Consider the following 24,969-nt stretch of genomic DNA (forward strand, 5'->3'; position numbering starts at 1 on the left):
ATAGACCGCTAAATTGTGCAAAAGAGTGGTCCTGATGTAATTGTACCACTCTTTTTTTGCAAATTCAATTTATTTTGATATGAAGATATTTATTCACACTATTTACCGATTTTTAGCAGCTAATTCAGCTTTGTAGTGTTTCAATTCCTCTTCATTGGCACGAATAAAGTGCCCTGGCGTAATCTCAACCCATTCCGGCCCTGATGTTGAATAATCATGCATTGCTGGATTGTAAACAATCCGGCGACGGCTACGTTCATAATCAGGATTTGGTAATGGTATTGCCGATAATAATGATTTTGTATATGGGTGTAATGGATTATTATACAATTCTTCCGAAGTTGCAAGTTCCATTAATTTCCCACCGTACATTACCCCAACACGATCACTGATGTATTTAACCATTGATAAATCATGGGCAATAAATAAATAAGTTAAGTTACGTTCCTTTTGTAAATGTTTCAATAAGTTTACTACTTGCGCCTGAATAGAAACATCCAAAGCTGAAATTGCCTCATCAGCAATGATAAAGTCGGGCTCCATAATTAATGCCCGGGCAATCCCGATCCGTTGCCGTTGTCCGCCTGAAAACTCATGCGGGAAACGGTTGGCGTGATCACGATTTAAACCAACAATTTCAAGGATTTCATATACTTTTTCCATACGCTCAGCTTCGTTTTTCCCAATTTTATGGATAACTAAGCCTTCAGCGATAATATCAGCAACTTTCATACGCGGATTTAGTGATGCCATTGGATCCTGGAAAATCATTTGCATATTCCGACGTAATGTTTTGATTGCTTTACCCGACATCTTACCAGAGATATCTTCTCCCAAAAAGGTAAGTTGTCCTCCAGTTGGTTTATAAAGACGAATAATACTTCGACCAGTAGTTGACTTTCCTGAACCAGACTCACCAACAAGACCAAATGTTTCGCCACGATAAATATCAAAACTAATATCATCAACAGCCTTTACTGTCTTTTTATTATTAATACGGAAATGTTGTTTCAAGTTACGTACTGATAAAACGATTTCTCTTTCATTTGTTGCAGTCATTAGTTCTCACCGCCTTCAACATGTTGACGCACACGTTTTAAAACAATCTCCGGCACATCAACTTTAGGTGCACGCGGATCAAGTAACCACGTAGCTGCGTAATGATTTTCACTAACTTTAAACATTGGTGGCTGCATTTCAAAATCAATATCCAGAGCCCATTTATTACGTGGAGCGAATGCATCGCCTTTAGGAGGGTATAATAAATTTGGTGGTGTTCCGGGAATCGAAAATAATTCCGCATTTTCACTTTCAATGTCTGGCATAGAAGAAAGCAGTCCCCATGTATAAGGGTGGCGAGGATTATAGAATACCTCATCAATGCTTCCAGCTTCAACAATACGTCCGGCATACATAACATTTACTCGATCGGCAACGTTTGCAACTACTCCTAAGTCATGCGTAATAAAGATTACTGCAAGATTTAAACGTTGTTGAATTTCTTTAATTAATTCTAAAATTTGTGCTTGAATAGTAACGTCCAATGCCGTCGTTGGCTCATCCGCGATTAAAACGCGTGGTTCACAACCAAGTGCAATTGCGATAACAATCCGTTGGCGCATCCCACCAGAAAATTGGTGAGGATATTGCTTGAATCGAACCTCAGGATCATGAATACCAACTAGGGTTAATAATTCTAAAGCTTTCGCTTTCGCTACCGTTTTAGAAAGATCTTTACCGTTTTCATCCTTTTGATGCAATTGAATTGCTTCAACAATTTGTGTTCCGATAGTTAACACTGGATTTAAAGCTGTCATCGGATCTTGGAAAATCATGGCGATTTCCCCGCCACGGATTTTCGGTAATTCTTTCTTACTCATTTTAGTAACATCAACTTGGTTACCTTTTGAATCGGTGTACAAAATCTCACCAGCTTTTACAACACCATTGTTAGCAAGAATACCCATGACTGCACGGGTTACAACTGATTTACCAGAACCAGACTCACCTACAATTGCCAGTGTTTCACCAACATGTAAATTAAAGTCAACGCCACGAATCGCTTGTACTATACCATTTTCAGTCTTAAATTCAATTTCTAAATTACTAACTTTCAATAATTCTTTTGCCATATACGCTCACCTCACTATCTATCTTTCAATTTTGGATCTAAAGCATCACGTAAACCATTACCAATAAGGTTAAAGGTCAACGAAATAAGCCCCATAAAAACAGTTGGAATAATTAATTGATACGGGAAAGTTTGTAACTTCCCAACATTTTCAACAATAAGCTGTCCAAGTGAAATTTCACCAGCTGGAAGCCCAAGTCCTAATAAAGTATAGAATGCTTCTGATAAAATTACTGCCGGGAAATCTAATGCCAGAGCAACAATGAACACACTGACCATATTTGGGAATAAATGATCAAAGATAATTCGTTTATGGTTAGCGCCTAATGTACGTGATGCCAAAACAAACTCATGATCTTTATATTTTAATATTTGTGCCCTTACAAGACGCGAGAAACCAATCCAAGCTGTAAATGATAATCCAAGTACAAGCGGCCAGAATCCTTGTCCCATTGCCATTGAAACAATTAAAAGAACGATTAAAACCGGAATGTTAACAAGGACATCTAAAACCCGTTGAATAACCATATCGGCCGTCTTACCAAAGTATCCGGATATACCACCAATTATTGCACCTAAAACGAACTCAACAGTCGTTACAATTAATGCAATCAATAATGATGTTCTTAATCCAGCCCATACCCGCAACCATAAGTCACGACCTAAATCATCAGTACCAAAATAATAGTCACGAGTTACGCCCTTTTGAGCATACACATCTACACCATTGCGTGTTCCATCGAAAATTCCTAAACTTGAAAGACCTGGAATCTTAGGCGGCAAGTTTTGAATTTTAGGATCTTGATACTTAATTTCAGCATCTTTTCCCCACGGAATAATAATAGCGCCGGCAACAAAAATAACAATTAATATCAAACTAATCATACTAATTTTTTGCTTAACTAAACGACGCATTGCTCCTTGCCAGAAGCCAACGCTCTTCCCTTTAATTTCTTCGTTGTCAGCATGATCAGTATTTGAAAATTCAAATAACTTTTCATCTAGCGGTTGTGTTTGTAAATTCTTTTCCATTAGCTATTACCTCCTGACAAACGAATTCGTGGATCAATAATACCATAAAGGATATCAATCACTAAGTACGCAAGCGTAAAGAGTGCAGCAAATAAAATTGTTAATCCTTGAATAATTGGATAATCAGTTGTATTAATTGCTTGACTCATTAATCCACCAAGTCCAGGAATTGCGAATACTTTCTCAACTACTAAACTCCCGATAATTGTCGAAACAAATAAAGGTCCGACAACTGTAATCGCAGGAATTACCGCATTTCTTAACGCATGTTTAAAGAGTACTGTTTTATTTGACACCCCTTTAGCCTCAGCTAAAAGAATATATTCAGAGTTCATGACATCAATAAGTTCATTTCGAATATATTTTGAAATCATAGCAATCGGCCAGAATGAAAGCGCGATAACCGGCGCCACTAATGAGAATATATTCCCTGGACTATATATAGTCGGAAATCCAAGTGTAGTAAATAAAAGTTGTAATAAAATTGAAATAACAATAGAGGGGATTGAAATCCCTAATACTGTGATTAAAGTTGTCACATGGTCAAAAGGTTTACCACGTTTTACTGCGGCTACGGTTCCTAATACAGTCCCGATAACAATTGAAATTGCTACTGCGGTTATCCCTATTGGTAAAGATATCGCCATTTTATCACCAATTAATTTCGTAACCGGAATATTTTTTTGCACTTTTAAGGATTTTCCTAAATCAAACTGTGCAACATTTCCTAAATAATTAACATACTGCTCAACAACAGGTTTATTTAACCCTAATTGCTCCTTAATCTGTTCTTGTTGTGCCAAAGGAAGCTTTGGATCAACAATATTAGATGGTACTAAACGAATTGCGAAAAATACTGCGGTTACCGAAATAAAGATAACAATCAAACAGTTAAGCAGTCGTTTTAAAATATACTTTAGCATTTATACCGATGCCTCCCGTCTCAAGTTTTAGATACAATCTGTTTTTGGAACGAAAGAAAGCTTTATCTATGCTTGTATGCTCATCAGATAAAGCTTTCTCATTCGGATACGTTTGTATCATTTACTAAAAATTATTCAACCGTAACGTATTTATAACGCATATCCGGTGCTGTAGGATATAATTTAAATCCTTTAACATTTGGTTTAACCAATGCCATTGAAGCACGTTGATAGATTGGAATAATTGCATAATCATTAATTAATACTGCTTCAGCTTGTACAAATTTATTCCAACGCTCAGTTGGGTTTGTAGCTAATTCAGGTGATTGTGCATCTTTGAATAATTGATCGAATTCAGGATTATTCCATTTTCCATAGTTATGGCTGTCATCTGAACGGAAGATTTCAAAATAAGTTGCAACATCCATGTAGTCAGCACCCCATCCTGCATTCGCAGCTGGTGTACCATATTCTTGTAACAATGGATAGTAAGTTTGTTGTGGGACTTGGTTGATAGTAACATCTAAACCTTCTAAATTAGTTTCTAATTGAGATTCGATATTTTCATAGATTTTTTTACCAGCTTCAGTATCTGCTACTGCAAGTGTTACTGATAAAGTATCTTGTCCAAGTTCTTTTTTCGCTGCATCAAGGAATTCTTGAGCTTTTTTCACATCAAACATTGGGTCATTGAATTGATTCGCAAACGTACGGAAGTCTTCGCCATCTAATGAAACGAAATCTTTTGGTACTAAGTAATCAATTGGTAATGAACCGTTTTTCAACACATTGTCAGTAATAACTGATTTGTCAATTGCATGAGCAATTGCCGCGCGAACATTTTTGTTCGCTAATGTTGCATCTGGTGAGTTAGTTGTTCCTGAAAGATAGAAGTAAAATACTGCAGTTTCAGGTTGTGTAACAATTTCAGAAGAGCCTGAATATTTGTCAATAAGGTCTCCTGTTAAACCTAAGCGATCAATTTCGCCATTATCATAAAGAGTCCCTTGAGTTGAAGTTTCAGCTACGAAACGAACAGTTACAACATTTAATTGAACACTTGCTGCATCCCAGTAGTCTGGGTTTTTAGCAAATTCCCAACCTTCATCCGCTTTGTACTTAGTCAAAGTGAAAGGTCCGTTTCCTAAAACAGTTTCCATTGAAGTCCCGTATACTTCATCGCCACCAACTTCATTATAGAATGCTTCGTTAGTAGGGAAGAATGGCGGGAATGCCATTAAGTCTAAGAAATAAGCCAATGGTTGCTCTAAAGTTACTTCTAATTGAGAATCGCTAACTGCTTTAACGCCCAATTCAGAAGCATCCATAGTACCATCTAAGACAGCTTGTCCATTTTTAATTGCTGAAACAAGGTATCCATAAGTAGCTTCTTTATCTGTAGCTAACTTGCTCCAAGCAAAGACGAAGTCATTTGCTGTTACAGGTTGTCCATTAGTCCATTTAGATTCAGGACGAATATTGAACGTGTAAACACTTCCGTCTTCATTGGTAGTCCAGTCTTTTGCAACCGCACCAACAAGTTCGTTGTCAGCATTATATTGCACTAAACCTTCCAAGTATTGTCCGATAATTTCAGAGTTAATTGACTCAGAGTTACGAATCTGATTCAATGTGTTCGGTGCTACCGCTGACGCTAAACGAAGTGTCCCTGCAGTTCCTGAACTAGATCCTCCACAACCAGCAAGCACTAAGGCTGCTACCGCGAGTAGTGAAGTAACTACCCCTAATTTCTTTCCTAATTTGTTCTTCATATATAGCCCTCCTATATAATAAATAAAACTCCTTCAATGAAATATTTGAAGTTATTTTTATTAATTCTACCAGTTATCCATATCTTTGTAAAGCACTTTTGAATGAAATGAATAAAAAAGCACCGGTTATTCCTAAGCGATAACCGGTGCTTTCTATACTTTTTCACAAAAACAATTGAATTAGCTGCCAAATACCTATTCTTTGCTTACAAACTTGTAAACCCAGCCGGCTGCAGGATATTTATATAATCCTTTAATGTTTGGCTTAACAACAGACATAACTCCTGTTTGATACAACGGAATTGTTGAGTAACTGTCAATTAAAATTGACTCCGCTTCAACATAGTTTGTCCAACGTGCAGTTTGATCATTTACTAATGCTGCTGACTCAGACTCATTATATAATTCATCAAATCTTGCATCACTGAACTGACCAAAGTTGCCGTCATTGTTGGTACGAAACACGCCAAAGTATGTTGAAACATCCAAATAGTCTGGTGTCCACCCTGAATTGGCAGCCGGAGTTGCTAATTCATATAATTGTGGATAGTATAATTGATTTGGTACTTGGTTAAGCACTACATCAACACCAGGAAGATTTGCTTCAACTTGTGACTCAATATTTTCATAAATCTTTTTATTAGCTTCTGTATCCGGTAAAGCAATTGTAAAAGTCAATGGTGTATCGCCCAATTCTTTTTTTGCTGCTTCTAAATATTCTTGCGCTTTTGCAACATCGAACATTGGTGTATTATATTTACCACTGAATTCACGGAAATCTTTACCATCATATTCTGCAAATCCTAAAGGAATTAGATAATCCGCACCAATCGAACCATCTTTCAAAATTGAATCGCCGATAACTGATTTATCAATTGCGTGAGCAATAGCTGCTCGGAAATTTTTATTGCCTAATAATGGTTCTGGCGTAGCAGTATTATTTGAAAGGTACAAATAACGAATTGAAACGTCAGGCTGTTTTGTTAATTCCGCAGAATCTTTGTACTTATCAACCAAATCAGAGGTTAATACTAAACGATCAATCTCGCCGCTGTCGTATAATGACGATGCAGTTGATCCTTCTTGTACATAGCGAACATCCACACCATCAAGTTTCACATTCGCAGCATCCCAATAATTAGCATTTTTAACGTATGTCCAACCTTCATCAGATTTGTATTCAGTTAACTCAAACGGTCCGTTTGCAAGAACAGTATCAACTGAAGTTCCATAATTTTCCGCTCCTACATTATTGTAGAATGCTTCACTTAGCGGACAAAACGCAAGAAATGACATTAATTCCAAGAAGTATGCAATCGGCTCTTCCAATGTAACCACTAATTCAGTAGCACTCGTTGCTTTTACCCCAAGCTCGCTGGCATCCTTTTTACCATCAATAACATCTTGTCCATTTTTTAAGATGGCTGCCATAAACCCGTATGGAGCTGTTTTGCTGGTTGCCAATTGTTGCCAACCAAAAACAAAATCATGAGCCGTTACCGGATTACCGTCCGACCACTTAACACCATCACGAATTTTAAAGACATACTCACTTGAATCCGCATTTGCAGTCCAACTTTCTGCCATTGAACCAATAATCTCACCATTAGCATCATGAGTCACTAAACCCTCAAGATACTGTGTAACAATCTCAAAGTTCGCAACCTCTGAAATCGCAATATGATTCAAACTGTTCGGTGCTGCATTTGTCACCAGCCGCAATGTGTTGTTACTAGCTGTCGAACCACCGCAACCACTTAGCACAAGTGCAAATGCTGTTGCAATAGATGCCAGCGCCCCTAATTTTTTGATAAAACTCTTCTTCATAAATGTTACCTCCTTTTGCATAAACCCAAACCTCAGATTTAGATATATTGTTAATCATTCTACCACACTGAAATCATTTGTAAAGCATTTTTTATTAAAAATTTAACCATTCAAACTATCCACGAATTCATATTTATATTGGCAATATTTTAAAGGAGAAAGAAAAAAGAGTAACCCCCTAAAGGGGGTTACTCTTTATTTTTATAATCATCAGCATCATCGTACCAAACACGCCATAAATATAAGCCATTTGGTTCCGCACTTTTTCCTGCCTTACGCCGGTCCGGAGCTGCAAACATATCTTCAATATCTTCAATTGTAAAGCGGCCGCTGCCAACTTGCAGAAGCGTTCCTACTATTGTTCGCACCATATAACGCAGAAAGCCACTGCCGCAAATGCGGAATTCATAATTGCCATCCGCATCAAAATAATATTCTAACCGATGAATCGTCCGCCATGTTGTTGTATGTTTAGAACGCCGCAAACTGGCAAAGGAAGCAAAGTCATGCTCACCAATGAAAAGCGGAATGGCGGCCAGTATTTTTTCATGATCCAAATCCATATTAACATAGGAATAATAATCATTTTTCATTGGCAAAAACGGCTGGTTTTTCAAATTAATAATCTTATAGCGATACTCTTTAGCTACAGCGTCAAAGCGCGCATTAAATTCATCATTTACACTAAATACATCAGTGATATAAATATCTGGCATAACCATACGATTCAACGCTAACTTGATATTCTCTTCAGGAATATCAAAAGGCATATCAAAATGAAATACCTGGGCCATCGCATGTACTCCGGCATCAGTTCGTCCGCTGGCATGAATAATAACCTCAGCGCTAAACAATTTCTTGAGCGCTGCCTCAATCGTTCCCTGAATTGTACGCAATCCGGGCTGACGCTGGAATCCGGCAAAACGCGAACCATCATATTGAACAATACAACATATTCTCATACTACCTTCTCCTAAACTAAAAATGCCAAAGCCACAAAGGCTGCACTTGCAACAGCAAGAATAATCATTGCCCATATATCAAGGCGCGTCCACTTTAATTCGTACAACCGGGTCCGCCCTTCACTTGAACGATATCCGCGAGCTTCCATAGCAATACCCAAATTTTCAGCACGACGAAACGATATTACAAAAAGTGGTATTAAAAGCGAAACAAAATGTCGGATCCGGGTTGCAATCTTCCCTTCGGATAAGCTTGCCCCCCGCGATGCCTGAGCCTTCATAATCTTGTCTGCCTCATCAGTTAAAGTAGGAATAAACCGTAAAGCAATTGAAATCATTAAAGCCACATCACCAGCCGGAAAACGAACAACTTTAAGCGGTTGCATCAAATCTTCAAGTCCGGCAGTCAAATCTAGTGGTTTAGTAGTTAAAGTTAAAATTGAAGCCAAGGTAATCATCAATATTAAGCGTACAATCAAAACAGTTACCCGCACTAGACTCTCATCATAAATCTTAATAAAACCAAACTCCCAAAGTAAGTTTCCGGTTTGCGAAAAAAACAAGTTGAAAACAAACATAATAAGAATCAAAAAGCGTAAGGAATAAATCCCTTGCCATACTACCTTAATCGGAATTCGTGCCAACATTGCAATCACCAAAACAGCCCCAGCTATTGCCGTATAATAGTACCATGCGTTACTTAAAAACAATAAAATAATCAACACTAAAAATCCCAAAAACTTCACTTTGGGATTGAGACGATGAATAATTGAATCAACATCAAGATAACGACCAATGGTAATATTCATTCTACTTCTCCTTTAGTGCTTCTGCCAAACGCTCTGCGTTAAACGGAGCACCGAAATCAGCGGCTATTCGCCCTTTACGTTGTAGATTAAGGACTACTTTATATATATGAGGAATTTCTAAATGTAATGACTGTGCCAACTGTTCGTCAATAAACAGTTGATGCGGCTCACCATCATAAACCAACTCGCCACCTTCAAGCACAACTACCCGGTGCGCATAATCAGCAACAACATCCATATTGTGAGTAGCAATAATAATAGTCTTCTGGTATTCATCATACAAGTGCTTAAATAACTCCATCATTTCCGTCTGACCTAGCGGATCAAGACCAACTGTTGGCTCATCTAAAACTAACACATCAGGATTCATTGCCAGAATTCCGGCAATCGCCACCCGACGCATCTGCCCACCACTCATCTCAAGCGGATAACGCTCCAAAAACTCCTCAGACAAACCAACCATCATTAGAGCTTCCTTCGCCCGTTCTAAAGCTTCCTCAGCAGTTGCACCATAATTCATCGGTCCGTACATAACATCCTTAGCTACGGTTTCCTCAAACAACTGATACTCGGGATTCTGAAAAACCAAACCTACCCGTTGACGAACCGGATACAATTGCTTATTTTTAGCACTGGTCACAGCATTCTCATCAATCCAAACAGTCCCAGAAGTTGGCTGCAGCAATGCGTTCAAATGCTGCATTAACGTTGACTTACCACTACCGGTATGACCAACTAAGGCTGAAAAGTGATGACCACTCAAATCAAGCGAAACATCAACAATTCCGGTATGACTCCGCACAGCGCTCACATATTCATGACTTACATGCTCCAACTTTAAAATCATAACGCCTGCACCAATTCCTTTTCATCAAAATAAACCCGATCAATCAAACCGGCAGCTTTCAGTGTTTTTGAAAGCTCAACGACAAAAGGCTCAGCAAGATGATACTGACCAAGGTCAATATCACTTGCAAAAATGGTATGCGGGTGATCATCAGCTACAATAACACCCTGATTCATAACAATCATTCGATCACTGGCAAGTGCCTCATCTAAATCATGGGTAATCATAATAATCGTCTTATGGGTCTCATTAAACAATTCGCGAATAACAGCCTGAACATCATGGCGACCTTCAGGATCCAACATCGAAGTCGCCTCATCAAAAATAATAAAATCCGGATGCAAAGCCAACGCCGAGGCAATTGCCACCCGCTGTTTCTGTCCGCCGGACAAATGTGATGGTTCCCGATTTAACAGCTGATCAACTCCGGTTCGTTTTGAAAACTCATCAATCAATGCAATCATTTCATCGCGCTCGACTCCATAATTTTCCAATCCAAAAGCAATATCATCGCGCACTGTTACACCAACAAATTGATCCTCAGGGTTTTGGAAAACCATACCAATGTGCTCGCGCAAATCATAAATATTATCTTCGACAATAATTGCATCATCAATTTTAACTTGACCTTCCTGAGGCAGCAATAATCCTGCCAAAATTCGGGCAAGTGTTGTCTTCCCCGAACCATTGGCACCAACTATCGCAATATACTGTCCGGATTCAATAGTTAAAGAAAGGTCATCTAAAATGACCGTATCATCGTATTTAAATGTAATATTTTCTACACTTATATTCACGAACTCACTTCACTCTTTTCCTTACCGCTCATTCGGGTCTTAGTAAGATAAACATCATCACAAAAACCTTTTAACGAATTAAACAAACGGGTTGCCTGATTTTCACTGCTAAACAGCGCATACATAGTTGGTCCGCTGCCGCTCATCAAGACACCTTGCGTTGTACTTGCATCCATAACCTGTTTAATTTTTACAATCTCATCTTTGTTATAGTTGGCTAAAACATTACTTAGTAATGCGCCAATTTGGGTAACATCCTGGCTTTCAATTGCAGCAATCATTGCCGTAGTATCCGGATGCACGATATTATTTAAATTCAATATGTCATATACCCGTGCCGTTGAAAAACCAAACTTCGGTTTGGCCAACACCACAAAACAACTTGGCATCGGTGCAATCAGCTCAAGTACCTCACCGCGACCGCGGGCAAGCGCAGTATTTCCACGCACGCAGAATGGCACATCCGAGCCAATCTGAGCGCCAAGTTCCTCAAGCTCGCCAAGCGAAAGCTTGAGTTCCCAAAGCGTGTTTAACCCGCGCAAGGTGGCCGCCGCATCGCTGCTGCCACCAGCAAGTCCGGCAGCAACCGGAATCTGCTTATTAATAGCAATATTTACCCCATATTCAACACCAAAATGTTGTTGCAATAAAAAAGCGGCCTTGTAGCATAAGTTCTCCTCATTAACCGGAATCGAACCGCCCTCGGCACTTAAAAGAATTTGTTTATCATCCCGTTTGCTAAATGATAAATAATCTGCAAGCTCAAGCGATGTCATAATCATCTCAACTTCATGATAACCATCATCACGTTTAAACAAGACATCCAATGTTAAATTAATCTTCGCATATGCTTTCTCGATAACTTCTCCCATATCGGCTCCTTAAATAAAACGCACAATCTATTCAAAATACCAATCGCGCACTCATCTTTGTTATTTTACCATTTCCCAAGCAGGTAGTGCAAGTGTCTGGACAGAATAGAGCAATAAAAAGTAATAATTACTTATTCCAAAAGAGTGTTGATATAAGCGACATTCTCAATTTTGATATAAGATTGTGCTTCCATTAAAACGGTCACTTTCGGACTGATTGAAAACGTTTGAAATTACAAAAAATCGGCAAAAGTTGTGATTGAGCGTATCTCGACATACGTGATTGAGCAAGTTTTGTCAATTTTTATGGAATTGCGAGCGTTTCTCAACAGACTGAGCAATAAAAAGCGACAATCGCTTCTTTATTGCCGCTCTTCCCCGCCATCAGTCATAAGCTGAATAGCCTTAAGTGGTGCTACCGGATTCATTTGCAACATCACTGAATCACCAAGATTAACGCGTTGCTCCACACTAACCGGAACCGCCAATCGCAAAGGAAAAATACTTCTGGTCTCAACCTCGAGCTCCAGTCCATTCACTGCCAGTACTCTGGCACCAACTTGCAAAACCGGCAAATCTTCAACCCGCAAGACCGCTAAATCATCTACAAATTGATAACTACCGCTAACCTCATCGTATTCAATAGCCAAGGTTCGCATCACCATAAACTCACTAATGCCAAATACATCCTCCAAGTAAATCTGCTTACCATTCTTTAAAGTAATAAAAAATGAAACCTGAACTTGAAAATCATTAATAACCCGGGCAGCGGTAATTGTTGCCGGAAATATTGGCCACGGACTATTCTGAGTTATCCGTGCCAGCACCCTCGCCTGACGGCGACGGCGATTATAATGAATTAACCATGTAACTGCCACCAAAATTACCAGTACAAAACCGATAATTAAAAGCACTTCATACGAACCAAACATCCAATCACCACCCTTACAACTTCATTATATCATGAGGTCTCCATGTTTTCGGGTGTGATTGCACTAAAAAACAGGTGGTCAAAACCACCTGTTCAAAACGCTATAATTGATTAATAAACGCTGCCAAGCGTTCTTCCGAAAGAGAAGAAACATTCTCCTTGCCACTCACCGGATTCCCCTCTTTTTTAGTCACCATCTTAATCACTTGTTTTTCAAAGAAATTCATCTTATCAAACTGATATTGCCCGCCCAAAAAGGCATACGCCTGAGCATGCTGCAACAACTCCGGATCAAAACTCTCGCGAATAAAATTCATACTCTCCTCATAATCACGCATACCGCAAACAAAAAAAGCAAAATCCTTTTGCAATAACAGGTCCCGCTTACTAAGCAATAAATCAGCAACTTCTTTATTCAATGAGCCGGCATAAATTGAAGTTCCAACAATAACTCGCTTTGCCGCTGCCAAATCCTCTGCCGAAAAATCCTTCACCGCACTCACAACAACTTCACCATCCAACTGAGCTGCCACTTTTTGGGCACAATCCTCGGTCGTCCCATACTTCCCACCATAAATAATCAATGAATCCATTCCTAACCGCTCCTTTCATTTATTGTAACATTTGTTTTTATAGAAAGCCATAAAAAGCGGCGTGCTCCATCGTGGCACGCCGCTTTTAAAAATTTCTCCCAAGACCTAGTTATTTACCGGAATAATTGTTCCGGGAAAGTTCTCATTAATATATTTTTGTGTTTCTGCAGAGTGCAAGACTTCATCAAGAATTTTGAACTCTTCTTTACCAGCATCAGCAGTACGAGTTACAACAACATTAATATAGGCGCTGTCTTCACCCTCTAAAATAATAGCTTCCTCTGCAGGTTTTAAGCCGGCATTAGTAGCAAAGCCACTATTGATGAACACTAAATCAGCCTCATCATATTGATATGTTTGTGCTGTCATTGCCGGGTCAACATCCATTTTAAATTGTAAATTTTTAGGATTATCAACAATATCAGCAAGGGTAGCATTAACCGGATCAACGCCATCTTTCAAAGTAATGACACCCTCTTTATCCAACAATGTTAAGATTCGTCCGTGGTCAGCAACACTGCTGCTGGTAATAATCAAACCGCCCTCTGGCAATTGGTCCAAACTGGTAATCCGTTTTGAGTAGCCGCCAATTGGTGCAACATACACATTGCTGGCAATACTAAAGTCATAGCCATTTTCAGCTATAGCTTTGTTCAGAAAAGGAATATGCTGGAATAAATTGGCATCGATATCGCCACCATCCAAAGCTTTATTCGGTAACACATAATCATTGAACGTTTTGATTTCAAGCTCAATTCCGCGCGCTTCAAGCTGAGGCTTGATGAACTCTAAAATTTGTGATGAGGCTCCGGCACTTGTACCGATAACAATCTTCTTGGTTTCTGGGTTTGTAGTACCGCCACAAGCCGCCAGGCTTACTGCTAATACTCCGGTTATAATAATCGCTAAAAACTTTTTCATATATATCTTCTCCTTAATCTTCTTTAGTCGCTAATGTGTAGTAAACATCAGCATAAATTGCAGTCGCTTGTAAAAGCGTATCTATCTCAATGAATTCGTCAATCTGATGAGCATTCTGCTCATCGCATGGCTTTAACGGTCCAAAACAAACCGCTCCCGGGAACCGGCGCGCATAAGTGCCGCCACCCGTGGTTTTCAATGGCGTCTCATCACCGGTGTGTGCCTTATATATTTGATGCAGCGTTTGCACAAACTCGCCTTTCGGGTCACTATAATGCAGCGGGTAGAAAGCCTCGAGCGAAGTGTTCAGCCCGAGTCGGCTGAATACTTCGCCAATTTTCTCCAAGCCAAGTTTGTCATCCCACCCTTTCGGATAGCGGATATTTAAACGGATATACAACTCGCCATCTGCATAGCGGACGATGCCGGTGTTTAAAGTTAAACTGCCCATTTCCTCATCATCACAAGCTATATCTAAGCGAACTCCGGCAGTATCCTGAGCAACAGTTTGCTGCAAGATATCAATCACCGGACTGCTGATTTTGGCGGTTTCAAAGAAGTCCAGCAAAATAAAGTTTGCGTTCAATCCTTCATGCGGTACCTTCGCATGCACCGAAATACCGGTTGCTTGCAGTTCCACTGTCTGCGCGTCATGCATTACTGCAACACCCTGCTGCCCGCGCCGTGCTAAGAACTTACGGTATTCAGTTGCCACTGCTTCGCTGTCACTGACATGCAAACGTACCGTTGCCTGATCCGGCACAACATTAGCACGTTCGCCGCCTTGCCAGCTGAGTACCGTATCATCAGCAACAGTTCCGGCAACATCATAAATAATAAAGCCTTTTTCTGCATAAGTCATTGGAAACTCACCATCAGGAACAATCGCATATTTAGGGTAATCACGATATTTGAAATAAGTATCCAAGCAGCGCCAAATACTCGTTTCTTCATCGCCACCTAAAATCAATTTCAACTTCTTTCCGGCAACTTCCGGCAAACGGCTAACAATCCGCAATGCCGCATAGGCAGCAATCGTGCCACCCTTGTTATCGTTTGAGCCACGTCCGTAAACCCGACCATTGTCGACTACGCCGCCAAACTGCGGATAACTCCAGCCCGGAGTTACCGGCACTACATCCAAGTGGCCAACAAAAGCAATCTCGTCGCCATCTCCAGCAGTAATTTCACCGGCGCAGTATTCGAAGTTTTCATGTTTGAAACCATCGCGTTCAGCAAGTGTGTACATGCAATCAAAAGCATCCCGGATCGGTTCCCCTAAAGGTGCATCTTTAGTAATCTTTGCCTCATCGTAAACACTGGGCACCTGCACAATAGTTTGCAAATCGGCAATGATTTGCTCACGGTCTTTTTCAACCAAATCTTGCCAAAACTCTGCACTTTTACTCATCGTTTTTCCTCCAAAATTCAATTTGAATAAATAAAAAACCTTCCTGTAAGAACAGAAAGGCGATTTTACTCAAAACGAATTCTGCTCTCATCTCCCAAAGAAGTACTTCTTTGCAGGAATTAGCACCTTGTACATTGTACAGGTTGCCGGGCATCATCGGGCCAGTCCCTCCGCCACTCTGGATAAGAGTATTTTTATTTATTAGACTCATGGTACTACAAAAGTTAAATTGCTGTCAAGGTTATTTTTGATTATTGGATAAAATTGTTTCAATCTGGTCAAACAGATTGAAAATCGCCTGCACATGCTCATTGACGACTGCATCATCCTCAATCGGATATGAAAACCGCTGATTAGAAATTATGCCATATCGCTGATACGCACGGCGCACATTCTCTTGGTTCAAAGCGCCGCCAACACGCTGCAATAACTGGATGTGCATATAGACATCTGCCAGTAAAGTAATAATGGTTAGCAGTTGGTCTTCACTATCATCACCAGTTAAGCTATCATCGAGCAAACGCCGACGTATAGTCCGCAATTGCTGCAACTCCGGAATAAACTGATGCAATGGCGATGGACTCGTCCCTTGCTTTCGCAGTAAGGCGGCAACATACGTTTGCATCTCTGCCAGCAGCTTGCCGGCCGCATCATAAAACACCGCATCGCTGCTACGCGCGCGCCGCCGATAAAAGTAAGAAACAACCAATGCTACTGCAACTCCGACTAGTGCTGCCGACAACCGGCTCCAAACATATTCAATTGGTGCCTGCATTGCGCCACCGCTTAGCAGCATGATAACAATAATGGCAATAATTGGTGTGAAGGTACGTAAAAATACATACCCGGCATACACACTAATGGCCACCCCTACAGGCACAAATAAAATATTCTCCGGCACCACAATATAAAAGAGCAAACCAATAATGCTACCGAGAATCGTGCCGACAATCCGTGAATTGCCGGCGCGAATAGTTTCCCGCCGAGTCAGCTGAATCGCAAACAAAACATTGAAAAACAAAAACATCGGGAATGGGAAGAAACCTGGTATCAGTAAGTAGATGATGCTAGCCAAGAGCATGCTGATAAAAAGCAATTGAGTCCCAGCATCAAAATATTTTTTCATCATAAGTCAGCCCCCCGCTCAATTAAGATTGCTTCCAAATAATGCCATTGCGCTTCATGGGCAAGTAATTGCTCAGCATGAAAAACATAGACATGATTATAATCACCGAGGCTGCAGGCGGCAATATCATGCGCCTCAAACTGAGCAATTAAATGTACCGGCAAACAATGTTGTTCGCGTAAAATTTGACGCAAGTAAAAATAACTTTCCTCAATCTCCAAAAGCATCTGATCATATTTTAAAATGTACTCATGGCTCAACTGTTGATGGTCCTTAATTTCAGCAAAGAGTTCCTGAAGCTGAACTAATTGCTGAAACAATGGTGTAGCATCAGTGACCACATTAGCAGCTGCATCTGCCCGGTATTGAGCAAACAAATCTTTGAATGCATGGTAGCTCATTTTAAACTGTTGCACTAGTTTCACTTGAATTCGCTCAGTTAAGACAACTGTGATGAAAGCATGGATAGCAATATCAACACCCAAGATCAAAAAGAACCACGGCTCAACATCCATTGAATAAGCAGCAATAACTAATATTGCCGGTGCCACGATTGAGCGACCAATGCCAAGAGCTTTCAAAGTGAAGATAAGTAATAACAACACGAATGGTAATGTTAGCATCCAGGCTTGCAACCAAAGCACCGCTGCGGTTGCAAATAAGATTCCCACCAAAGAAGTTTGCACCACTAAAATTGCTTGCTTGCGCGAATGTTCCGAAGACTGTTGGAAAATCAACAATGAAATAATAATGGTAAGCGGGAAGTAAGGTAAGGCGCCGGGAATAATTAAGTGATTAAGTAAAATCAGGCACGACAATAAAAAAGCATGCAGAATATGCACCCTCGCTAAATATGTCTGAGATAATCGTTGTAATAGCTTGCTTTGTTTCATTTTGTCATCCTTCCTCCTTCTATTGTACCTATTTTTAGCAAAAATTATTTAAAATATGCTGTAAAATGATATACTAATGAGGAAATAGTTAGGAGGCATATCATGTTTTTAGAAATTATTGCATTATCAGCACAGGATGTTGTCGACGCCGCTGCCGCAGATGGCGACCGGGTTGAACTTGTCAGCGACATGGCTGCTGACGGGTTGAGCCCGACTATCGAAACCTTGCGCGATGTCGCAACGGTAGCAACAATTCCGGTAATGGTGATGGTGCGTTTTCATAATCGCGATTTTATTTATAGTCAAGATGAACTTGAACAAATGGCGGCTTTCATGGACGAAGCTCGCAACTACAATATTGGCGGCTTTGTCTTCGGTACATTGAACACCGAACGTCAAGTTGACACTTATTCGTTGGAATACTTACTGGCTCATGCCGGCAATCTACCGGTAACTTTCCACCGCGCCTTTGATTGCGTCCGCGATCAAACCGAGGCTCTGGGGGTATTATTACGCTATCCACAAATAAAAACGATTTTAACCAGTGGCGGTACTCAGCCAATTGCTGAGAACATTGCTCACTTGCAACAACTTGAACGCCAAAGCAACGGACAAATCAAAATTCTTGCCGGCGGTGGCATTACTGCCGATAATTTACCAGCACTCAAAAATGCCGGTATCAAAAGCATGCACATTGGTTCGTTAGCTCGTCATTTCGGTGACTTCTTCGAAGCTATTGATATAGACTATGTACAAACTTTAAAAAAATAATGAACAGCAGGTTTCCACTCGGGAAACCTGCTTTTTTCTTTCTCCTGTGATACAATAAAAACACAAAGAGGTGGTCATTATGATTCAACAAGCACTCTTAGTTTTCGCTTCATTTTTCGCTATTATGAATCCCTTAGCCAATACCCCGATTTTCCTAAGTTTAACTGCCGGCGCCTCCCAAGCTGAGCGTAAAAAAATTGCTTGGCGTGCGGTGTTGGTAGCTTTTATCGTCTGTGTTGCCTTCTTTTTCCTTGGTAAGATTATTTTAGAACTATTTGGTATCACGATTCCGGCATTTCAAATTGCTGGCGGTATTATTATCTTCTCAATTGGTTTTGATATGTTGCGCAATAAAGGCTACAGTGCCAGTGTGCAAACTCCGACTAGCCTTGCAAGCGATGACCCCGACCGCAAAGATCGTTTGGATGTTGCTATTTCGCCTTTGGCAGTACCAATTCTTGCCGGCCCGGGAACAATTGCAACAATCATGAGTTTGTCAGCATCAGCAACTATTATGCAAAATATAATTGATTTGGTTATTTTTACAATATTGCTGGCAATCACCTATTTCTGCTTCATCTTCGGTGAGAAATTAGCACGATTTCTCGGACGCGAAGGGTTGAGTGCAATGACCAAATTAATGGGACTTCTGTTAGCAACCATTGGCGTGCAAATGTTTTTAACCGGCGCCGAAACTGTTATTAAAAGTCTTGGTTTTTAAGTATAAAAAGGCAGCCCCCGCCGAGGCTGCCTTTTACTATTGATTGATTTAGATTTTTTAAACAATATTTTCTCCTAATATTATTTTTGGCATCGTCGTCAAACACCGATTCCAACGTTTATAAAATTGCTCAATTCCAAGCTTCGATACTCTTGCATGTGTCGCCTCGTCTTCCGTTACCCAATACAAAACATAAGTTACCTTGCCGACATTCCTTGTAAGCCGAATCGGTAACTCTCCCGCTTTCACTGCATTGAAATCTTTTTGTCTGTGGGTGCGTTTGATATAGTGAACATCAATAACGCCATCCTGACTTAAATAAAATTCAGCCACCTCTTTCATCAACGCTTCAATTTCATCTGTTTTCGTTAATTTTGCTTCGTATATACATATCTCGTTAAACATAAAATACCTCCACAAATTCTAATTAATTTCATTATAACAGAAATTTTGGGGAAACCTAGAAAAGACTAAATCATGAAGGTTTAGTCTTTTCCTTTTTCATTAATCTCACTTAAAATACGAAGTACTACTTTATCATTCAACGCCTTATTTTCAAGCATAGGTGAGTGGCAAGCATTTTCAATGGCGAAGAACTCTTTTCGCGGTGCTTGTACTTCAGCAAAATATTCACGTGCCAAAGATATTGGTGTCTGCCAATCATTTTCACCTTGAATCGTAAAATATGGCACCTGATATTCGGTTCCGATTGTTGGCAAATCAAATTTCAGCAAATCATCAAAGAGCGGCGCCATCAGCGACGCAGCCTTCGTTTGTAAAAAGAAAGTTGCATCGTGAAACGAATAAAACGGTGAGCCGAAGGCAAGTTTAACGAGTTCGAAGCTTACCCCTGTTGAAAGTTTGTATTTAGCTTGAACCCCGCGCAACCGCATAATATTCTTTTTCATTCTTTCATCAAATTCATAGGTTGGATAGGGCAATAAACTTTCAAGTATCTGGATGTCTTTGCTGTTACCAGCTTTTTTTGCTGCTTCAAGAACTTTGTCATAACCAACTTGCTCATTATTAAACATATTCACAACCTGACCAATACCAATATAAGCAATGATATCGTGCGGATATTTAAGTGCTAATTGCGATCCTAATACTGAACCCCATGAATGACCCATAATAATAATTTTATCTTTATCATATTTAGTCTTTAAATAATCAATCATCGCTTTGCCATCAGCCAACATCTGCTCCATAGTAATTGTTGGCGTTTTTTTATCCCGGTTGCGAAAATAAGTTTTGCCGGCACCACGCTGATCCCACTGCACCACGGTAACTTGCTTCTCCCATTCCAGCTGAAAAGCATTTGCAAATGGCAGCATTGGACTTCCGGGTCCGCCATGCAAGAAAATCATAACCGGATTATTTTTATCATGCCCGCGATGATAAAAATATTGTTCAATACCATTTAGTTCAACATACTCACCATAATCAACAGCCTTCTCCCCAGTCAGCCGAACTTGGCGTCTATTATTCCACTTCCAAACCTGGTACGCAATCAAAATAACTAAAACAATGACTACTAATGCAATCAAAATACCTAACAAAATTTCCATATTATGCCTCCTTCGCTCCATGTATTAAATAGCCAACAATGCCATCAATCAAAATGCCCATCGAAATCTCTGCTGCCCGTCGCTCAGCAATCAACTGTTCCAGCGGAATCATCTTATTGTTAACCTCCATTACCTTATGCGCCATAAAATGCAAACAGCTAATCATATTTGACCACACCAGCAAATCATAGTTTTCCTTGTCTAAACCGAACATTTCAAAAGTCTGAGAAAAATACTCCTCCTCAAGGAGCTTTTTCTCTTCAAGTTTTTCCACCGGCAATTTGCGAAACAGCCAAAGTAAATCCTCAGTGCTCACAAACAACACCAAACTATCCTCTGCCAAATAAACCTCACGAATACACACCCGCAACTGCTCTTCCAAATCCAGCTCCCGCTCACGCACAGCTTTCATTTTATCAAACAGCGCCGCCTCGTCACGCTTAATCACCTCAAAAAAGCATAGTTCCTTCGAAGCATAATAAGTATAAAATGAACCCTTGCTCATCCGCACCCCGGCAACAATATCATCAACCGTCACCCGCCGGAGTCCCTTCTGACGAATCAACTCCATCGTCACCTCATAAATCGCATCGCGCACCTGCGTCCGCTCTACCTCACTCACTACTTTCGGCATTATTTCTCACCTCGGTTTTATTTTGACCAAAATACCATTAATAGTCGTTATAAATTATATGATACTCTTTTTCTTTTGGAAGTCAAGAAAAAAAAGCGCTGGTGTGCTCATCACAACGGCGCTTTCAAATTCCTCCCAAAAGTTATGCAGTTTTCAATTTCTTGCGGATGGAATTGATAGCCATCATGGTAAATGATACGACCGGTCCGATACAGATAACGCCAAGGAAAGTTCCGATACCAAATTGGGCACCCATGATGATTCCGAGAACGACCAAAGTTAAATCCAAAGCAATACGAACGTAACGGATATGAAACTTCGTTTTTTCTGCAAAGAAGGTCATTAGACACTCCAATGAAGAACCACCTAAATTAGCTGACAGGTAGATACCGATACCAATTCCTAAAAGCAATGGCCCGATAATCATGTCCAGATATGCAAACTGATAGATTGGTGCCAGGGTTACATCTCCAATGTTGATAATATTGATAAAGAAACCTATACCCAATCCATTGATAATGCTACCAATGCCTAAGTGTTTACGTTCCAGAAAAAACATAATCCCAATAACTACGACCGAGAATAATTGGCTGGCAGTTCCAAACTCAATTGGAACATAATTCATTATCCCTAATAAAAATGTACTGATTGGGTCAACACCCATGCCGCCCATTAAGAAAAACTTGATGCCGACAGCAGAAACAAACGTTCCGCCAATTACGACTAAGATGCGCAAAGTTAGTGATAAATATTTGTTCATCAAAAAGAAGCCTCCAAATTTAAGAACCGCCATTGATATGCCAAGCGCTCCTTTGATGTCATGTAAATTCATTATCCCAAATGAGGGAATTTGTGTCAAGTATGTCTCTATAAATTATATGATGTATATAATTGCTCCTTAACTTTCAACACTTTTTGGGGATTTACATTTCTAATTATTTCGGCAAGATCATTATTGTAAAAGAAATCAGTTTGGTAGATTTCTCTAGAAAGTTCACTGTCAGCTATAGATAAAGCAATTGACACATCCGTTCTCTTAAGCAGCTTACCACACTCTGCTGTTAAAGCTTTATGGTCAAAAGCATTTTTTGTGTACATAGTCATATTTTTCATTGAAGCACTTACCGGAAGGTATGGAGGATCTAAGTAGATAAATGATTTATTTAGATCCTCATCAGAAAAATTATTCAAAAACTCGATATAATCTTGATTATAAAATTGAACATTTTCAATTAATCTTTGAATTTCATCAAAATTACTCTCATTAAAATATATTTTTTCCCTCTTCCCAAATGGAACATTAAACTCTCCTCTACTATTTACTCTGTATACTCCATTAAATCCCGCTTGCATTAAAAACCAAAAGATACATGCACTTTCAATATTTTTATCATTAAAAGTATTATATCGTTCTCTTTGCAAATAGAAGAATTCAGTCTTTTCTTCCATATTCAAATTGCTGTAATATTCGATTATCTCTTTAAGTCTATTTTTTAGTTGGGCTCCATTTTCTTGTACTTCTTTATAGAAAATTATAATATCAGAGTTAAAATCATTAACATATATCGTATCAAAGTTTTTATATTTTAACACATTGCTCATAACAACGCCCGAACCTAGGAATGGTTCAATATATATATTCTTCGTGTCGAATGTTTCTAACATTTCTATGAGTAATTTTTTTTTTGATCCAGCCCATCTAAATATTGGCGACAAAACTTTTTCGCTCACAAAATTCACTTCCTTATGTTGTTAATATTTTAAATAGCTTCGTGTATTCTTCAAGTATTCTGTCTGCTAAATCGTTAGTACGAACATCAATATCTTTTGCCGAAAAAGTATTGTCATATTTACTTAAAAAATCTTTTACATTCCCTATCGAGCTTTGTTCATTATATTTGACTATTTTCCTTTCAATAGGGTATTCTCCAAAATCATCATGAGTTACTAATAAAATATTTCCTAAATTGAATCTATTAGTTATTGTGTCATCAGATTGGCAATGGATATGTTCAATAAATTCTTGATTGAAATCATTAAATAATACTTTAAAGATCCCTCTTGCAATCTTCTTTTCTTTTTTAGCTTCATCATTTATTTCCATTTCCAATAAGCTGGCTTTAATTTGTGCTAATTCTCCCTTTAAGTAAATATTTTCGGTGAACTTTTTAATTTGACTTGAAATATTTTTGGGGGTATAGTTATCACTTATTTTTTTTGCTAACCCATAAATCTGAATACCATATGCTGAAGGACTTTTATTAATTATTGAATAAAATAAATTATGTATAACAATAAATCTAATAAATGTCTGGATTTTTGGTGATTTAGGGTAATTACTTAACATTGAAACCAGCACATTTTTTTTTGATTTTGGCACATATAAAAGGCTAAATAAAAGAATATCAAATTGTTTCACACTCAAAGATTTTATAATATCCCAGTCGCTACTGATCACATTGATTCCAGCATCAATAATATCTTGATTAAATGGTGAAGCGATTGGCAATCTTTTTATTGATTCATATAATCTATATGGAGCAATGTCACCAACAGAACGTGTAAGTAAATCAAAAGTCGTAGTTGCAGTATCTTCATCGTTGACAGTATTCAAGATATCCTCAAAAACCTTTGTTTTTTCTTTTGGAGGTGCACCGGAAAATACTATATTCTTTCTAAGTTGCCACATATCCTTTATATAATTTTCTGTATTACCTTGTAGAATGCCCACCATATCGCCCCAAGTCTCCTTAAATATGTCTGCATTATCAGCTTCGGGAAGTAAAAATTTAAAAAGATGACTCTTTATTATTGCATCCTTAGAGAGTGGAATCCCTTTAGTATTTAAATCTATAAAGATTTCATGCGCTTTACTTTCTTCATCAAATGTAATCAGAACTAGTTTAGTATTTTTAAAATTTTCGATTATTAAAGTAAGAATACCTGGTTCCTCTTGCTTCATCTTTTTTAATAAAGTAACCAGACTCTCTAATCGTTTGTTTTCGTTTGCTAACTTCATTGTTTCTGGCATTTCTCCAGATAACATAAATTCAATAATATTGTTGTGAGCTGCTTGCGCTCTCATCTCAAGCTCCACTTTTACTTGACCAGTATTTGTAAAAATAAGTTTATTATCAACACATTCAGGTTCTAGCTTATAAACTGCAATGAGTAGTAAGAATATACTGATAAAACGTTGTTGTCCATCAATTACATCATATTTTATTTCATTATCGTCACTCTTATCTACTAACACAATATTACCAAAATAGTGATAATTATTAGAACTTGCGCTGACTATATCCTCAACAAGTTTTTTAACCTCTTTGTTAGTCCACGCGTATTCGCGCTGATATCTAGGAATAATATATCTGGTCTCTTTCGAAAAAATTCTTTCTATACTTCTATCTTCTGCTTTCATTAATATA

At 39.0% G+C, this 24,969-nt stretch carries 25 protein-coding genes and 1 riboswitch; of the genes, 2 read left to right on the forward strand and 23 right to left on the reverse strand.

Annotated elements, in window-relative coordinates:
- Positions 1-102: 102 nt before the first annotated feature.
- From FEZ08_RS06760 to FEZ08_RS06840, 17 genes are all read right to left on the reverse strand, one after another.
- On the reverse strand, positions 103-1,059 hold the full coding sequence (locus FEZ08_RS06760; RefSeq protein ID WP_138190964.1) for an ABC transporter ATP-binding protein: 957 nt from the start codon (positions 1,057-1,059) through the stop codon (positions 103-105).
- Entirely contained in the window at positions 1,059-2,132 is a 1,074-nt protein-coding gene (locus FEZ08_RS06765) for an ABC transporter ATP-binding protein (RefSeq protein ID WP_138190965.1), read from the reverse strand. The genes FEZ08_RS06760 and FEZ08_RS06765 overlap by 1 nt, the downstream gene beginning before the upstream one ends.
- 14 nt (positions 2,133-2,146) lie before the next feature.
- Entirely contained in the window at positions 2,147-3,163 is a 1,017-nt protein-coding gene (locus tag FEZ08_RS06770; protein WP_138190966.1) for an ABC transporter permease, read from the reverse strand.
- Positions 3,163-4,086, reverse strand: coding sequence for an ABC transporter permease (locus tag FEZ08_RS06775; RefSeq protein WP_138190967.1), 924 nt, complete (start codon positions 4,084-4,086; stop codon positions 3,163-3,165). The genes FEZ08_RS06770 and FEZ08_RS06775 overlap by 1 nt, the downstream gene beginning before the upstream one ends.
- A 131-nt stretch (positions 4,087-4,217) precedes the next feature.
- Positions 4,218-5,858 carry a peptide ABC transporter substrate-binding protein gene (locus FEZ08_RS06780; protein WP_138190968.1) on the reverse strand — a complete coding sequence of 547 codons (1,641 nt, stop codon included), beginning with the start codon at positions 5,856-5,858 and terminating at the stop codon, positions 4,218-4,220.
- A 195-nt stretch (positions 5,859-6,053) separates the two neighbouring features.
- Entirely contained in the window at positions 6,054-7,685 is a 1,632-nt protein-coding gene (locus tag FEZ08_RS06785; protein ID WP_171014974.1) for a peptide ABC transporter substrate-binding protein, read from the reverse strand.
- A 188-nt stretch (positions 7,686-7,873) separates the two neighbouring features.
- On the reverse strand, positions 7,874-8,647 hold the full coding sequence (gene truA / locus FEZ08_RS06790; RefSeq protein ID WP_171014975.1) for a tRNA pseudouridine(38-40) synthase TruA: 774 nt from the start codon (positions 8,645-8,647) through the stop codon (positions 7,874-7,876).
- Positions 8,648-8,658: 11 nt separating this feature from the next.
- Positions 8,659-9,456, reverse strand: coding sequence for an energy-coupling factor transporter transmembrane component T family protein (locus FEZ08_RS06795; protein ID WP_138190971.1), 798 nt, complete (start codon positions 9,454-9,456; stop codon positions 8,659-8,661).
- 1 nt (position 9,457) lies between these two features.
- On the reverse strand, positions 9,458-10,303 hold the full coding sequence (locus FEZ08_RS06800; RefSeq protein ID WP_138190972.1) for an energy-coupling factor transporter ATPase: 846 nt from the start codon (positions 10,301-10,303) through the stop codon (positions 9,458-9,460).
- Positions 10,300-11,100, reverse strand: a complete 801-nt coding sequence (locus tag FEZ08_RS06805) for an energy-coupling factor transporter ATPase (RefSeq protein ID WP_138190973.1) — start codon at positions 11,098-11,100, stop codon at positions 10,300-10,302. The genes FEZ08_RS06800 and FEZ08_RS06805 overlap by 4 nt, the downstream gene beginning before the upstream one ends.
- Positions 11,097-11,972: a 4-(cytidine 5'-diphospho)-2-C-methyl-D-erythritol kinase gene (gene ispE, locus FEZ08_RS06810; RefSeq protein WP_138190974.1), complete on the reverse strand. Its 876-nt coding sequence runs from the start codon at positions 11,970-11,972 to the stop codon at positions 11,097-11,099. Before ispE ends, FEZ08_RS06805 begins: the two co-directional genes overlap by 4 nt.
- A gap of 362 nt (positions 11,973-12,334) precedes the next feature.
- Positions 12,335-12,904, reverse strand: coding sequence for a DUF4381 domain-containing protein (locus FEZ08_RS06815; RefSeq protein WP_138190975.1), 570 nt, complete (start codon positions 12,902-12,904; stop codon positions 12,335-12,337).
- 100 nt (positions 12,905-13,004) lie between these two features.
- A complete protein-coding gene (locus FEZ08_RS06820; protein ID WP_138190976.1) occupies positions 13,005-13,496 on the reverse strand; it encodes a flavodoxin domain-containing protein in 492 nt (163 codons plus the stop codon).
- A 105-nt stretch (positions 13,497-13,601) separates the two neighbouring features.
- Positions 13,602-14,417, reverse strand: a complete 816-nt coding sequence (locus tag FEZ08_RS06825; protein WP_138190977.1) for a MetQ/NlpA family ABC transporter substrate-binding protein — start codon at positions 14,415-14,417, stop codon at positions 13,602-13,604.
- A 13-nt stretch (positions 14,418-14,430) separates the two neighbouring features.
- The gene (locus tag FEZ08_RS06830) at positions 14,431-15,828 is read right to left on the reverse strand and encodes a Sapep family Mn(2+)-dependent dipeptidase (protein ID WP_138190978.1); all 1,398 of its coding nucleotides are present in this window, start codon (positions 15,826-15,828) and stop codon (positions 14,431-14,433) included.
- A gap of 84 nt (positions 15,829-15,912) precedes the next feature.
- Positions 15,913-16,017, reverse strand: a riboswitch (SAM riboswitch).
- A gap of 52 nt (positions 16,018-16,069) precedes the next feature.
- Positions 16,070-16,957, reverse strand: a complete 888-nt coding sequence (locus tag FEZ08_RS06835) for an FUSC family protein (RefSeq protein WP_138190979.1) — start codon at positions 16,955-16,957, stop codon at positions 16,070-16,072.
- The gene (locus tag FEZ08_RS06840; RefSeq protein WP_138190980.1) at positions 16,954-17,847 is read right to left on the reverse strand and encodes a hypothetical protein; all 894 of its coding nucleotides are present in this window, start codon (positions 17,845-17,847) and stop codon (positions 16,954-16,956) included. Before FEZ08_RS06840 ends, FEZ08_RS06835 begins: the two co-directional genes overlap by 4 nt.
- A 102-nt stretch (positions 17,848-17,949) precedes the next feature.
- On the opposite strand from FEZ08_RS06840, the gene FEZ08_RS06845 reads away from it, so the two are divergent.
- Both FEZ08_RS06845 and FEZ08_RS06850 read left to right on the forward strand, forming a co-directional pair.
- The gene (locus tag FEZ08_RS06845; protein ID WP_138190981.1) at positions 17,950-18,618 is read left to right on the forward strand and encodes a copper homeostasis protein CutC; all 669 of its coding nucleotides are present in this window, start codon (positions 17,950-17,952) and stop codon (positions 18,616-18,618) included.
- Positions 18,619-18,697: 79 nt separating this feature from the next.
- Entirely contained in the window at positions 18,698-19,339 is a 642-nt protein-coding gene (locus FEZ08_RS06850; RefSeq protein ID WP_138190982.1) for a MarC family protein, read from the forward strand.
- A gap of 57 nt (positions 19,340-19,396) precedes the next feature.
- Here FEZ08_RS06850 and FEZ08_RS06855 read toward each other — a convergent pair whose 3' ends face one another.
- The 6 genes from FEZ08_RS06855 to FEZ08_RS06880 all read right to left on the reverse strand — a co-directional run bounded on the left by FEZ08_RS06855 (position 19,397) and on the right by FEZ08_RS06880 (position 24,962).
- The gene (locus FEZ08_RS06855) at positions 19,397-19,744 is read right to left on the reverse strand and encodes a hypothetical protein (protein ID WP_138190983.1); all 348 of its coding nucleotides are present in this window, start codon (positions 19,742-19,744) and stop codon (positions 19,397-19,399) included.
- 80 nt (positions 19,745-19,824) lie between these two features.
- Complete coding sequence (locus FEZ08_RS06860) at positions 19,825-20,907, reverse strand: alpha/beta fold hydrolase (RefSeq protein ID WP_171014976.1); 1,083 nt, start codon at positions 20,905-20,907, stop codon at positions 19,825-19,827.
- A gap of 1 nt (position 20,908) precedes the next feature.
- On the reverse strand, positions 20,909-21,541 hold the full coding sequence (locus FEZ08_RS06865; protein ID WP_138190985.1) for a TetR/AcrR family transcriptional regulator: 633 nt from the start codon (positions 21,539-21,541) through the stop codon (positions 20,909-20,911).
- 142 nt (positions 21,542-21,683) lie between these two features.
- Positions 21,684-22,301 (reverse strand): YczE/YyaS/YitT family protein, encoded by a 618-nt coding sequence (locus tag FEZ08_RS06870; protein WP_138190986.1) that lies wholly within the window; start codon positions 22,299-22,301, stop codon positions 21,684-21,686.
- 107 nt (positions 22,302-22,408) lie between these two features.
- Positions 22,409-23,272, reverse strand: a complete 864-nt coding sequence (locus FEZ08_RS06875) for a DNA adenine methylase (protein ID WP_171014977.1) — start codon at positions 23,270-23,272, stop codon at positions 22,409-22,411.
- Between the two features lie 13 nt (positions 23,273-23,285).
- On the reverse strand, positions 23,286-24,962 hold the full coding sequence (locus FEZ08_RS06880; protein WP_138190988.1) for a DUF262 domain-containing protein: 1,677 nt from the start codon (positions 24,960-24,962) through the stop codon (positions 23,286-23,288).
- Positions 24,963-24,969: the final 7 nt, after the last annotated feature.

The sequence above is a fragment of the Culicoidibacter larvae genome (assembly GCF_005771635.1).
Classification (GTDB): Bacteria; Bacillota_I; Bacilli_A; order Culicoidibacterales; family Culicoidibacteraceae; genus Culicoidibacter; species Culicoidibacter larvae.